Here is an 11318-nt window from a genome sequence, read left to right as displayed (position 1 = left end):
CGCGCGGCGGCGCGGGCCAGCCGCTTCGGGTTCGTCACCTGAGGACGGACGCGGCGCTCGGGCGGCACCGGCGGCGCGGCCATGGCGGCGTCCAGCAGCCGTCCGAAATCGCGCCGGACGAACTGCCACAGCTCGGCGTTGCTCGGCTCGGGGCCGAAGACGTGCCTGGCGGCGCGCACGCCATCGGGGCCGGCGATCTCCAAAACGCCGACCCAGAACGGATCCTCAAAGAACACGGTGAACGTGCTCGACATGGTGTCCTCCCATGGTTGTTCAGCGATTCCCGGCGACCGGACACCCTGGGAGGGAGGTTACTGATCCGCGCTTCGCGGACGCCCGGACTACCTACCGGGCCGTGTTTTCGTCGTCGGCTGTGCGGCCCGAAGACTACCCCGCGATCGGGCCATGGGGCATCGGCGTGGCGGCACGAATCGGGGATGAGGCGGGCGAAGAATCGCCATACGTTCGATGGAAAGCAGCACATATCCGCAACTGACCGGCGCGTCCGAGCGTTGGGTATTGCGGAAGGAGTTTTCGACCATGCCACAGTCACGCCGCAACGGCTCCCACCCACCGGTGTTGAGCACCGCGGAACACGCCGCCGCCGAGGCCGCCTTCTTGAACGGGGGCACCGCCGTACTCGACAAGCCGACCGGGCGGGTATCGGCGGACGTCATCACGGTTCCCGACAGTCCCGCTTCCCTGTGGACGTCGGTGAGCCGCCAGCGATACACCGTGGACCTCGACGACGCCGTTCCCGCCGCGCTGCGGGACTGGGTGGCGCCCGCGATCGTGGTGCGCGCGTTCCGCTGAGAAGCGGCTCGAACGCCAACGGGATCTCGTACACGCGAAGGCGCCGGACGCGACTGGTGCGTCCGGCGCCTCGTGTCGTCGAAGATCAGCAGCCGGGCAGCCGCTCGAGCAGGAACGACTCCACCTTGGACAGCGAGATGCGCTCCTGCTTCATGGAGTCGCGGTCGCGCACGGTCACCGCGTCATCGTCCAAGGTGTCGAAGTCGACGGTGACGCAGAACGGGGTTCCGATCTCGTCGGCGCGGCGGTAGCGCCGTCCGATGGCGCCCGCGTCGTCGAAGTCCACCACCCAGCGCTTGCGCAGCGTCGCGGCCAGATCGCGGGCCTTGGGCGACAGCTTCTCGTTGCGGGACAACGGAAGCACCGCCACCTTCACCGGCGACAGCCGCGGGTCGAAGCGCATCACGGTGCGCTTGTCGACGCCGCCCTTGGTGTTGGGCGCCTCGTCTACGTCGTAGGCCTCCATGAGGAAGGCCAGCACCGACCGCGTGAGACCGGCGGCGGGCTCGATGACGTACGGGGTCCAGCGCTCGCTCTTGCTCTGGTCGAAATAGGACAGGTCGACGCCCGAGCCCGCGGTGTGGCACGACAGGTCGAAGTCGGTGCGGTTGGCGATGCCCTCGAGCTCGTCGAACTCCTTGCCGCCGAAGCCGAACTTGTACTCGATGTCCACTGTGCGCTTGGCGTAGTGGGCGAGCTTGTCCTTGGGGTGCTCGTAGCGGCGGATGTTGGACTCGCTGATTCCCAGGTCCAGGTACCAGTTCCAGCGCTCGTTGAGCCAGTACTCGTGCCATTCCTCGTCGGAGCCGGGCTCCACGAAGAACTCCATCTCCATCTGCTCGAACTCGCGGGTGCGGAAGATGAAGTTGCCCGGCGTGATCTCGTTGCGGAACGACTTGCCGACCTGCGCGATGCCGAACGGCGGTTTCTTGCGCGCCGCGGTCATCACGTTGGTGAAGTTGACGAAGATGCCCTGCGCCGTCTCGGGCCGCAGATAGTGGACGTTGTCCTCGCTCTCCACCGGGCCCAGGTACGTCTTCATCATGGTGTTGAACATCCGCGGCTCGGTGAAGGCGCCGCGGGTGCCGCAGTTGGCGCACACCAGGGAACGCACGCCGTCCTCGGGCTCGTGGCCGTGCTTGGCCTCGTACTCCTCGAGCAGGTGGTCGGCGCGGAAGCGCTTGTGGCAGGACTGGCACTCGGTCAGCAGGTCGGTGAACTCCCGAACGTGACCGGTGGACTCCCACACCTGGCGGGCCAGCACCACCGCCGAATCGATGCCCACGACGTCATCGCGCTGCTGCACCATGGACTTCCACCACTGGCGGCGGATGTTCTCCTTGAGCTCCACCCCCAGCGGACCGTAGTCCCACGCCGAACGGGTTCCGCCGTAGATCTCGCTGGAGGGGAACACGAAACCACGGCGCTTGCAGAGGCTGATCAAGGAGTCGATGCTGTCGATTGACACGATAAATCTTCCATCCGGCTGGAGGTCGGTTGTGGGACGCGGGCGAGTGTACGCCCGGCGACGTTCGGATCAACGCCCCAGGTAGGTGCGAGGTAACGCCGAACGACAAGCCTACGTTTTTGGTTTTGGACGGTGATACACGGTACGGATCAGTAACCGCACACGGCCATGTTCATGGTCTGCGGGTCGACCTTGAGGGTCAAGTCGATTACCTTCTCGCGGCCGAGGCTGACCACCTCGGTGGGCACCACCAGATTTCCGTTGGCGCCGTTGTGCATCTGGCTCGACAGGTGGAACCGGGTGATGTCCTGGCGCTCCCACGCCGCGCCGAATTCGTCGGCGCCGGTCTCGTGGCGCGCCGCCGAGCACATCGACTTGTAGGCGTGCTTGTAGTTCTTGTCCACAATGTCGCTCATGAAGGCGTTGGCGGTGCGAAAGGCCCGCGTCGTCATCTCGTTGCTGGACCACACCAGCACCGAGACGGTGCCGACCAGAACGCCTCCACACAGGACGATCGCGACGACCGCGGACAGCACGATGGTCACCACCGTGCGGGTCTTGTCGACGTCGCGCGGCGGAGCGGCGAACGGCACCTTCACGCCCGGACCGCGCGGCGGTGCCGGGAGGAGGTCGACCCCGCCGGACGTCGGCACCGGAATGCCGTGCGGCGGCGTGCCCGGCGGCGTGGGGATGGGCGACGGGGCCAGGGGCGGCGGCGAGGACGGCGCCTGCGGTGCGTCGGTCATCGCTGGACGGCTCCGGCGTCATCGCTGGCGCGGTCGGTGTCGTGTTCGGTGAGTTCACCGGCCTCAAAGGCCAGCGCGATCTCGAACGCCGACGGCTCCACCAGCGCCCGCGACAGCAGCGGGGTGGCGTTCATCTTCACGTCGAAGGCCGACAGCGCCCGCCGATAGGACCCCACCGAGTCCCACTGGGTCACGAGCACCCAGCGCCCCGGTTCGTCCATATTGGGCCCGCAATGCCCCCGCACGAAACCCGGACGCTGTGAGAGTGCTCGCAGCGCACCGGCGACTTCGGCCCGAAACGCGCCCGCGTCGTCGCCGACGTCGAAACGATTCACCACCAACATCTGGCAGCTCCTTGTGCCAAGAACATATGATGACGCTACCGGAATTCATTCCCGACCCGTAGCCGGAGAACCCACATCTTGACCAGCGACTCGCCCAGCACCCCGACCGACACCGCGCCCACCGGCGACAACGCGGCCGACCAGCCCCCCGAGGGCCCGGTCGCGTTGCTGAAGTGGCTGGAGCGGCTTCCCAAGATCGCGGTGTTCCTGGCCGTCCTGGTGATCACCGTCGGCTTCCTGTGGACGCCGGGTGTGGCCGGTGCCGTGCTGACCCTGCTGTTGGCGGGGGGCGCGGGCTTCGTGCTCTACGCGACCTGGTCGAAGCGCACCGGCACCGCCACGCGGGTGGGGCGGGTCGCGGTGGTGGCGGCCCTGGCGGCGCTGGGCGTCGCCAAGCTGTTCATGTAGTTCGGGCCCCGCATTCGGCGCAGCGGCCGAAGATTTCCACCGTATGGGTGACGTTGGTGAAGCCGTGTTCGGCCGCGACGGTCTCGGCCCAGCGCTCCACGTCGGGGCCGGCGACCTCCACGGTGCGTCCGCATTTCTGGCACACCAGGTGATGGTGGTGGCCGGAGGAGCAGCGCCGGTACAGGTGCTCGCCCGAGGGCATCCGCATCACGTCGACCTCGTCGCCGTCGGCCAGGGCCTGCAGCGTGCGGTACACGGTGGTGAGCCCGATCTTGGCTTCGCGGTCGCGCAGCATGGTGTGGAGTTCCTGGGCGCTGTGGAACCCGTCGATGTCGGCCAGCAGTTCCATCACGGCGGTACGTTGCTTGGTGCTGCGTGGCATGGTGCGAGTGTCGTTCATGGACGCGCCTCCCCTGCGTGGTGAATGGCGTCGGCGACGATATGGGCGATGTGGTTGTCGGTCAGGGCGTAGGCGATCTCGCGTCCCCGGCGATCGCCGCGCACCACCCCGGCGGCGCGCAGTACCCGCAGATGCTGCGAGATCAGCGGCTGCGGGGCCCCGAGTGCGTCCACGATGTCATGGACGCATTTGGCGCCGTCGGCCAGCTCCGTCACGATGGCGATGCGCATGGGTGAGGCCAGGGCGCGCAAAAGCTCCCCGGCCGCCTGATATTCGTTCATGCGGCGATGTGTCCTCCTACCGCTGTCGGATTCAACGTACCGCCCGTGGTGGCGCGACCCGGATCGCGGTATCGGACAAATTTGTGCGACTTTCGGGTCAGGCCTGGCGGCGGCGGACGGCGAAGAAGACCGCGCGACCCGCCGCGACCAGGACGAACAGCGCCACGGCGAGCACGACGATGGCCGCCCCGGGCGGGACGGTTCCCAGCAGGCCCGCGATGACGAAGCCGCCGCCGGCGGTGGCCAGGCCGAGGCCCATGGCGCCGTACATGGTGGCCGAGAAGCCGCGGGTGAGCTGCTGGACGGTGACGACGGGGACCACGAGCAGCGCGCTGACCAGCAGGAGGCCGACGGCGCGCATCGCGACCGAGACGGTGACGGCGGTGGTGACGGCCAGCAGCAGGTTGAGGGTCTGGACGGGCAGGCCGGAGACCCGGGCGTGTTCCTCGTCGTGGCAGATGGCCGACAGCCACGGGCGCAGCAGCACCATCATGGTGACCACGACGACGCCGAGGACGCCGATCACCCAGATGTCGGCGATCGAGGTGGTCAGCAGGGAGCCGAAGAGGAACTGGTTGAGGCTGGCGTTGGTGCGGCCCGAGGCCAGCGAGGTGACGAAGACGCCGCCGGCGATGCCGCCGTAGAACAGCAGGGCCAGGGCGACATCGCCGCTGGCCTTGCCGCGGGTGCGGATGATCTCCACGGCCACGGCGCCCAGCGCGGTGATCACCAGGGTGGTCCACAGTGGCGAGATGTTGGTGAGGAAGCCGAAGGCGACGCCGGTCAGGGCGACGTGGCCGAGGCCGTCGCCGATCAGGGCCATGCGCTTTTGGACCAGGAACACGCCGACCGAGGGGGCGCAGGCGCCGACGATCAGGGCGCCGATCAGGGCCTGGATCATGAAGCCGTAGGTGAATATCTCCATCAGGCCACACTCCACAGTCCGCTGGGTTGGGTCGGGTCGGCGACGTGGCAGCCGGGTTCGCTGCCGTCGGTGGGCGCGGGACCGGAGTACGTCACGGCGCCGTCGGACAGCATGACGGCGGTGTCGATCAGGTCGCGCAGCGGGCCGGGTTCATGGACCACCAGGAGGATCGCGGTGCCCCGGGCGCGGCGCCGGTGGAGGACGTCGGTGAGGATCTCGGCGTTGGCGGCGTCGACGCCCGCGGTGGGTTCGTCGAGGACCATCAGGTCGGGCTCGGTGGCCAGGGCGCGGGCGATGAGGACGCGCTGCTGTTGGCCGCCCGACAGTGTGGACACCGCGTCGCGCGAGCGGTCGGACAGGCCAACGGCGTCAAGGGATTCGGCGACGGCGAGCCGGTCGGCGCGGGTGGCGGGCATCGGGATGCGGCGGCGCGACAACCGGCCCGCCGACACCACTTCGGACACCGTGGCGGGCACTCCCCCGCCCGCGCCGAGGCGCTGGGGGACGTAGCCGACGCGGCGCCACTGCCGAAAGGAGCGCACGGGGGTGCCGAACAGCCGCGCGTCGCCCGAGGACAGCGGCACCAGGCCGAGGACGGTCTTGACCAGTGTGGACTTTCCCGAACCGTTGGGGCCCAGCAGGGCCACGGCCTGACCGGCACGCACCGTCAGGTCGACGCCGCGCAGCACGCGGCGCGCCTCGTAGCCGGACACGGCATCGGACACCTCGACGACATTCATGTGTGACACCCCAGGGCGGTTTGGAGGGCGGACAGGTTCGCGTCCATCAACGATGGATAGTCGTCGCCGCTTCCCGGTTTCACCGATTCGATGGGGTCCAGCACGGCGGTGGCGGCGCCGGTGCCCTCGGCCAGGGACTTGGCGATCGCGGGGCTGACGGCGGTCTCGTAGAAGATCGTGGTGACGTGGTGCTTCTTCACGTAGTCGGTGACGCGCCTCATCGCCTCGGTGCTCGGCTCGGCCTCGGGCGACAGCCCCGACACCGAGACCTGGTGGAGGCCGTAGCGGTCGGCGAGATAGCCGAAGGCGGCGTGGGAGGTGACGATGTCGTGGCGGTCGCAGTCGGACAGGCCGTCGCGGTAGGAGGCGTCCAGCTTGTCGAGCTTCTTGTCGAGGGCGGCGGCGTTGTGGCGGTAGTCGGCGGCGTGGTCGGGGTCGGCGTCGCTCATCCGCTTGGCGACGGCGTCGGCGATCTTGGCCAGGCGGGTCGGGTCGAGCCACACGTGCGGGTCCCAGGTGCCGTCGGCGGCCTCGGCGCCGGTGTCGGATGCCTTGTGGCGCTTGGTGGTCTTGCCCACGTCCAGGCCCTTGTCGGGGACCTGTTCGTGGACGGCCTCGTCGACGGCGGGCTGGAGTCCGTCGAGGTAGACCACGACGTCGGCGTCGGCGAGGGCGGCCATGTCCTTGGCCTTCAGCTCCAGGTCGTGCGGCTCGCCGCCGGGCGGGGTGAGATTCGTTACGGCCGCCCGTTTTCCGCCGACCTGTTCGGACACGTACTGCAGCGGGTAGAACGACGCGGCCACGCGGACGTCGGCGTCGCCCGCGGCGGACGGGGTGCAGGCGGCCAGCCCGCCGGCGGCCAGCGCCGCGGCCCCGGCCACGGCGAGGAATCGGGAAAGGGGGGCTCTCATGGACCCCATGATGACGCAATTGAAAATCATTGCCAACAACGCATACATCGACGGAAGTGACTACCCGCGGGCGGCGGCCCGGGTGTTAGTGTCGGGAATACGACAGGGGAGCCCCTGAGGCTGAGAGTGCGTACCACGCAGACCCTCGAACCTGATCCGGTTAATACCGGCGAAGGAAGTCGAATTCACCCTCCCCTGTAGCTGCCCGCTGCCGTCTGGGAGGACGAAACATGAACTCGGTATACAAGTGGCGCACCATCGACGTGGTGGTCGCCGCGGTCCTGGCCGTCGCGTTCGGCGTGGTGTTCTGGGCCTGGAATCTCGTGTGGAACGCGGCCGACGCGAGCCTCGGCTTCTTCCCGCCCCTCAAGGCCATCATCTACGGCGTCTGGCTGATCCCCGCCGTCCTGGCCCCGCTGATCATCCGCAAGGCCGGCGCGGGCCTGCTCACCGAGGCCCTGGCCGCCACCGTGTCGGCCCTGTTGGGTTCACAGTGGGGAGTCGTGACGATCTGGTCGGGCCTCACCGAGGGCCTCGGCGGTGAACTCGCCTTCGCGGCGGGCCGCTACCGCAGGTTCGGCCTGCCCACCAGCGTCGTGTCGGGCGCCCTGGCGGGACTGTTCGCGTCCACATTCGACACCGTCCTGTACTATCCGACGCTGGGCTTCCTCAGCTACCAGGTGCCGTACGTCGCGTTCGCGACCCTCTCCAGCGCCGTCATCGCGGGGCTCGGCGCGCCCGCCCTGGTCAAGGCCCTGGCCGCCACGGGCGTGCTCGACCGCTTCCCCGCGGGCCGCGGACGGGCGCTCGTGTAGGTGTCCACACTAGAGCTGCGGGGCTTCTCCTGGCGCCACGCGGGCCGCGCCGCCCACGCCGTCCGCGACGTCACCCTGCGCGTCGAGCACGGCGAGCGGGTGCTGCTGCTGGGCGCCTCGGGCGCGGGCAAGAGCACCCTGCTGGCCGCCTGCGCGGGCCTGCTCGCCGCCGACTCGGGCGAGCAGGACGGCGAGGTGCTCATCGACGGCGCCGACGCCAGGACCCGTCGCGACCGCGTCGGCATCCTGTTCCAGGACCCCGAGACCCAGCTCGTCATGGCCCGAAGCGGCGACGACGTCGCCTTCGGGCTGGAGAACCGCGGCGTGCCCACCGCCGACATCTGGCCCATGGTCGACAAGGCACTGTCGAGCGTGGGCTTCGACTACCCGCTGGACCACTCGACCCACGCGCTGTCGGGCGGCGAGCAGCAGCGCCTGGCGCTGGCGGGCGTGCTCGCCGCCGAGCCCGAGGTGCTGCTGCTCGACGAGCCCACCGCCAACCTCGACCCGCTCGGGGCGGCGGCCGTGCGTGACGGGCTGTCGCGGGTGCTGGAGGGGCGCGACACCACGCTCATCCTGGTGGAGCACCGCGTCGGCGAGGTGCTGCCGCTGGTGGACCGCGTCGTCGTTCTGGAGCCCGGCGGCGGCATCCGCGCCGACGGGACGCCCCAGCGGGTCTTCGCCGAGCACGGCGCCTCCCTTGCCGCCCAAGGCGTATGGGTGCCCGAGCCCTGGTCGTCGCCGCCGGGGCCCGACCCGGCCCGCCCCGACGGCTCGTCGTCGGGGGACACGCGGTTGCGCGCCGAGAAGGTCGGCGTGCGCTACCCCGACGCGCCGCGCGCCGCGTTGACCGATGTGGACGTCGAGCTGCGCGACGGCGGGCTGCTGGCGGTCACCGGGGCCAACGGTTCGGGCAAGAGCAGCCTGGCGCTCGTGCTCGGCGGGCTGCTGGCGCCGACCACGGGACGGGTTGGCGTCGAGGGTGGGCCGTCCGCAAGGCCGCCGCATCGCTGGCGGGCGCCCGCGCTGGCGCGCCGGATCGGCTCGGTGTTCCAGGACCCCGAGCACCAGTTCGTCACCTCCCAGGTCGCCGAGGAGCTGGCGCTGGGACCGCGCGCGGCGGGAATGTCCGAAACGGACGTCGAGGCGCGGGTGGCGGACCTGTTGGAGCACCTGCGATTGAGCCACCTGGCGCGAGCCAACCCGTTCACCCTGTCGGGAGGGGAGGCGCGACGCCTGTCGGTGGCCACCGCGTTGTCCTGCGCGCCAAGGATTCTCGTCCTCGACGAACCGACGTTCGGCCAGGACCGCCGCACCTGGGGTGAACTGGTCGACCTCATCGCGGGCCTGCGCGACAGCGGGCACGCCATCGCCGTGGTCACGCACGACACCGACTTCACCGACGCCCTGGCCGATCGCACGCTCGTCATGGAGGGGGGACGGACATGCTGACGCCCGCCGCCGTCGCCGCGCCGAGCGCGATCATCGTGCGCGCCAACCCCTTGGCGAAGCTGGCCGCCGCCTCGCTCATCGCCGGGCTGGCGCTGTCGAGCACCGACTGGGCGCTCGGGCTGACGCTGCTGGTGATCGAGGCCGCGCTGCTGCCGTTGACGGGGGTGCGGGTGGGGCGGTTCCTGTGGCGGATCAGGTATCTGGCGTTCGCCGCGTTCACCGTGGGGGTGGTCAACACGGTGTTCGCCACGGGCGGCGGCGGGACGGTGTGGTTCGACGCGGGGCCGCTGCACGTCACCTCGTCCGATGTGGATAACGGCCTGGCGTTGGCGCTGCGGGTGGGCGCCATGGCGATTCCGGGGGTGTTGGCGTTGGCGACCACCGATCCCACCGACCTGGCCGACGCGCTGATTCAGCAGTTGCGGGTGTCGCCGCGCTTCGCGATCGGGGCCCTGGCGGCGTTTCGGATGCTGCCGTTGCTGGCGGGCGAGTGGCGGCTGATCGCGATGGCGCGGCGGGCGCGCGGGGTGGACGCGGGGTGGAATCCCGTGCGGCGGCTGAGGTTGTTCGCCTCCACCATGTTCGCGCTGTTGGTGGGCGCGATCCGCAGGGCGACGCGGCTGGCGACCGCCATGGACGCGCGCGGCTTCGACTCGGGCGTGCCGCGGACGCACGCGCGGATTCGGCGGATGCGCGGCGGCGACTGGGTCTTGCTGGCGGCCACGGCCGTGGCCTGCTTGGCGGTGTACGTGGCGGTCGTCGTCTCGCGTTGAGGGGCAACGATCCTAGCGATGGACGTCGGCCAGGCAGCTGCTCGGAATGTAGGCGTCGAAGCGTTTGAGGTCCGTGATGGTGATCCATGCGGTGCTGTCGCTGGCGCCGCAATCGCTGTGTTCCCCGCCCTTCTTGGCCTCGCTACAGGTGAAGAACTCGCCGTGCTTGGCGACGAACAGCCGCGGGGCGTCGGCGGCGGGTTGCAGCATCACGGGGACGTCGGTGCCCGTCACCGTCACCTCCTTGGTCTCGCAGGTGGCCGCGTTGGGTTCCTCGGCGGAGGCGGTGCCCGTGGCCGCCAGGGTCGCAGCGACGGTCGCCGCGCTGGCGAGGGCGATTCGGCAAAGCCGCATCGGGGTCTCCTTGTGGACGGGGAGAAGTGGTCGTCCCCGTGAGGATATGACGACAGGTGATTGTTTGGCAACAGTGCGTCAGTAGCTCGGCACCGATACGTCCTTTCGGTTGGTCCTGAAGCACAGCGGACCCTCGGCGTCGGCGGATGTGTTAGCCGCCGAGGCCGAGGGTTGCGCGGGGACTCTGGGCGGCGTCGCCGCCCAGCCGCCGAGTCAGGCTTCCACCGACCGCTTCTTCGCGCGGGACGCGATCGTGAAGCACAGCAGCGAGGTGACGACGAGGTAGGTCGCGGTGGCCAGGTGAACGCCGATCGCGGTGGCGGGGTCTCCGCCGTAGCTGAAGATGATGGTGGCGTCGCCGATCGGGATCAGCGCCGTGGTCAAAAGCACCCAGGCCAGAGCCTTGATCTGTCGGGTCAGCAGCAGCACCAGGGGAATCAGGCCCGTGACAACGTCGCGCACCCCCTTGACGTTCAGGAACGCGTTGACGTCGCCGCTGGGCACGGCGGACTTCGGCAGCCCGAAACCGACGGCCATGCCGTGCGGGTCGTAGAGGAACCCGGTGCCGAACCAGAAGACGAAGGCGACGAGGAGCAGGATCAGGATGACGGTGATTCGCTTGAGCCACATGGGGGTTTCCTCAGTTTCGTAAGTTTCATATCAGGGGCAGTTTTTCTAGCGTCGCTAGGTTCACGAGCGACAGTACCACTAGTCGCGCTCGATTGGCTAGCGGTGCTAGAATTTCGGCTGTGACGACGACAACCCGCAAGGAACGCGAACGCGCCGAGCGCCACCAACTGATCGTCTCGACCGCCCGCGCCATGGCCGAGGCCGACGGCTGGGACGCGGTCACCACCAGGCGACTGTCCCAGCGCATCGAATACAGCC

General features: G+C 69.5%; 16 protein-coding genes, 1 pseudogene and 1 riboswitch. Of the genes and pseudogenes, 6 read left to right on the top strand and 11 right to left on the bottom strand.

What is annotated here, in order from left to right:
* The coding region (locus VE172_RS21445) for a YjdF family protein (protein ID WP_324804036.1) at nucleotides 1–254 on the bottom strand (254 nt) is incomplete at its 3' end.
* Nucleotides 255–540: 286 nt separating this feature from the next.
* Here VE172_RS21445 and VE172_RS21440 point away from each other — a divergent pair.
* Nucleotides 541–813: a hypothetical protein gene (locus VE172_RS21440; RefSeq protein ID WP_324804035.1), complete on the top strand. Its 273-nt coding sequence runs from the start codon at nucleotides 541–543 to the stop codon at nucleotides 811–813.
* Nucleotides 814–898: 85 nt separating this feature from the next.
* On the opposite strand, the gene VE172_RS21435 is transcribed toward VE172_RS21440, so the two are convergent.
* The 3 genes from VE172_RS21435 to VE172_RS21425 all read right to left on the bottom strand — a co-directional run bounded on the left by VE172_RS21435 (nucleotide 899) and on the right by VE172_RS21425 (nucleotide 3371).
* Complete coding sequence (locus tag VE172_RS21435; protein WP_324804034.1) at nucleotides 899–2281, bottom strand: glycine--tRNA ligase; 1383 nt, start codon at nucleotides 2279–2281, stop codon at nucleotides 899–901.
* Nucleotides 2282–2430: 149 nt separating this feature from the next.
* Complete coding sequence (locus VE172_RS21430) at nucleotides 2431–3027, bottom strand: hypothetical protein (protein ID WP_324804033.1); 597 nt, start codon at nucleotides 3025–3027, stop codon at nucleotides 2431–2433.
* Nucleotides 3024–3371: an antibiotic biosynthesis monooxygenase family protein gene (locus tag VE172_RS21425; RefSeq protein ID WP_324804032.1), complete on the bottom strand. Its 348-nt coding sequence runs from the start codon at nucleotides 3369–3371 to the stop codon at nucleotides 3024–3026. Before VE172_RS21425 ends, VE172_RS21430 begins: the two co-directional genes overlap by 4 nt.
* A gap of 78 nt (nucleotides 3372–3449) precedes the next feature.
* On the opposite strand from VE172_RS21425, the gene VE172_RS21420 reads away from it, so the two are divergent.
* Entirely contained in the window at nucleotides 3450–3779 is a 330-nt protein-coding gene (locus VE172_RS21420) for a DUF6703 family protein (RefSeq protein WP_324804031.1), read from the top strand.
* On the opposite strand, the gene VE172_RS21415 is transcribed toward VE172_RS21420, so the two are convergent.
* The 5 genes from VE172_RS21415 to VE172_RS21395 all read right to left on the bottom strand — a co-directional run bounded on the left by VE172_RS21415 (nucleotide 3772) and on the right by VE172_RS21395 (nucleotide 7036).
* Nucleotides 3772–4179, bottom strand: a complete 408-nt coding sequence (locus VE172_RS21415) for a Fur family transcriptional regulator (protein ID WP_324804030.1) — start codon at nucleotides 4177–4179, stop codon at nucleotides 3772–3774. The two genes, VE172_RS21420 and VE172_RS21415, sit on opposite strands and share 8 nt — an antisense overlap.
* Nucleotides 4176–4460, bottom strand: a complete 285-nt coding sequence (locus tag VE172_RS21410) for an ArsR/SmtB family transcription factor (protein ID WP_324804029.1) — start codon at nucleotides 4458–4460, stop codon at nucleotides 4176–4178. The genes VE172_RS21415 and VE172_RS21410 overlap by 4 nt, the downstream gene beginning before the upstream one ends.
* Nucleotides 4461–4557: 97 nt before the next feature.
* Entirely contained in the window at nucleotides 4558–5385 is an 828-nt protein-coding gene (locus tag VE172_RS21405) for a metal ABC transporter permease (protein ID WP_324804028.1), read from the bottom strand.
* Entirely contained in the window at nucleotides 5385–6125 is a 741-nt protein-coding gene (locus VE172_RS21400; RefSeq protein ID WP_324804027.1) for a metal ABC transporter ATP-binding protein, read from the bottom strand. Before VE172_RS21400 ends, VE172_RS21405 begins: the two co-directional genes overlap by 1 nt.
* Nucleotides 6122–7036, bottom strand: coding sequence for a metal ABC transporter substrate-binding protein (locus VE172_RS21395; RefSeq protein WP_324804026.1), 915 nt, complete (start codon nucleotides 7034–7036; stop codon nucleotides 6122–6124). Before VE172_RS21395 ends, VE172_RS21400 begins: the two co-directional genes overlap by 4 nt.
* Before the next feature lie 94 nt (nucleotides 7037–7130).
* Nucleotides 7131–7231, top strand: a riboswitch (TPP riboswitch).
* Nucleotides 7232–7266: 35 nt separating this feature from the next.
* Here VE172_RS21395 and VE172_RS21390 point away from each other — a divergent pair.
* The 3 genes from VE172_RS21390 to VE172_RS21380 are packed head-to-tail and all read left to right on the top strand — an operon-like array spanning nucleotide 7267 to nucleotide 10076.
* The gene (locus VE172_RS21390) at nucleotides 7267–7851 is read left to right on the top strand and encodes an ECF transporter S component (RefSeq protein ID WP_324804025.1); all 585 of its coding nucleotides are present in this window, start codon (nucleotides 7267–7269) and stop codon (nucleotides 7849–7851) included.
* On the top strand, nucleotides 7852–9303 hold the full coding sequence (locus VE172_RS21385; RefSeq protein ID WP_324804024.1) for an ABC transporter ATP-binding protein: 1452 nt from the start codon (nucleotides 7852–7854) through the stop codon (nucleotides 9301–9303).
* Nucleotides 9297–10076: an energy-coupling factor transporter transmembrane component T family protein gene (locus VE172_RS21380; protein WP_324804023.1), complete on the top strand. Its 780-nt coding sequence runs from the start codon at nucleotides 9297–9299 to the stop codon at nucleotides 10074–10076. The genes VE172_RS21385 and VE172_RS21380 overlap by 7 nt, the downstream gene beginning before the upstream one ends.
* A gap of 12 nt (nucleotides 10077–10088) precedes the next feature.
* Here VE172_RS21380 and VE172_RS21375 read toward each other — a convergent pair whose 3' ends face one another.
* Nucleotides 10089–10430 carry a hypothetical protein gene (locus VE172_RS21375; RefSeq protein ID WP_324804022.1) on the bottom strand — a complete coding sequence of 114 codons (342 nt, stop codon included), beginning with the start codon at nucleotides 10428–10430 and terminating at the stop codon, nucleotides 10089–10091.
* 213 nt (nucleotides 10431–10643) lie between these two features.
* The gene (locus VE172_RS21370; protein WP_324804021.1) at nucleotides 10644–11060 is read right to left on the bottom strand and encodes a DUF4267 domain-containing protein; all 417 of its coding nucleotides are present in this window, start codon (nucleotides 11058–11060) and stop codon (nucleotides 10644–10646) included.
* Between the two features lie 110 nt (nucleotides 11061–11170).
* On the opposite strand from VE172_RS21370, the pseudogene VE172_RS25560 reads away from it, so the two are divergent.
* Nucleotides 11171–11318 (top strand): annotated as a pseudogene (locus VE172_RS25560) (TetR family transcriptional regulator); the annotation flags it as partial.

Origin of the sequence: Stackebrandtia sp. (assembly GCF_035643755.1) — a bacterium.
In the GTDB taxonomy this organism is placed as follows: Bacteria; Actinomycetota; Actinomycetes; order Mycobacteriales; family Micromonosporaceae; genus Stackebrandtia.
The sequence above is the reverse complement of the archived record's forward strand: the minus strand, read 5'-3'. Positions and strand labels throughout refer to the sequence as shown.

Bases quoted from the DNA above. Each gene is read 5' to 3' on its own strand.
- VE172_RS21370 (WP_324804021.1), bottom strand. From the start codon at position 11,060: ATGTGGCTCAAGCGAATCACCGTCATCCTGATCCTGCTCCTCGTCGCC.
- VE172_RS21430 (WP_324804033.1), bottom strand. From the start codon at position 3,027: ATGACCGACGCACCGCAGGCGCCGTCCTCGCCGCCGCCCCTGGCCCCG.
- VE172_RS21390 (WP_324804025.1), top strand. From the start codon at position 7,267: ATGAACTCGGTATACAAGTGGCGCACCATCGACGTGGTGGTCGCCGCG.
- VE172_RS21395 (WP_324804026.1), bottom strand. From the start codon at position 7,036: ATGAGAGCCCCCCTTTCCCGATTCCTCGCCGTGGCCGGGGCCGCGGCG.
- VE172_RS21405 (WP_324804028.1), bottom strand. From the start codon at position 5,385: ATGGAGATATTCACCTACGGCTTCATGATCCAGGCCCTGATCGGCGCC.
- VE172_RS21380 (WP_324804023.1), top strand. From the start codon at position 9,297: ATGCTGACGCCCGCCGCCGTCGCCGCGCCGAGCGCGATCATCGTGCGC.
- VE172_RS21400 (WP_324804027.1), bottom strand. From the start codon at position 6,125: ATGAATGTCGTCGAGGTGTCCGATGCCGTGTCCGGCTACGAGGCGCGC.
- VE172_RS21440 (WP_324804035.1), top strand. From the start codon at position 541: ATGCCACAGTCACGCCGCAACGGCTCCCACCCACCGGTGTTGAGCACC.
- VE172_RS21375 (WP_324804022.1), bottom strand. From the start codon at position 10,430: ATGCGGCTTTGCCGAATCGCCCTCGCCAGCGCGGCGACCGTCGCTGCG.
- VE172_RS21415 (WP_324804030.1), bottom strand. From the start codon at position 4,179: ATGAACGACACTCGCACCATGCCACGCAGCACCAAGCAACGTACCGCC.
- VE172_RS21425 (WP_324804032.1), bottom strand. From the start codon at position 3,371: ATGTTGGTGGTGAATCGTTTCGACGTCGGCGACGACGCGGGCGCGTTT.
- VE172_RS21410 (WP_324804029.1), bottom strand. From the start codon at position 4,460: ATGAACGAATATCAGGCGGCCGGGGAGCTTTTGCGCGCCCTGGCCTCA.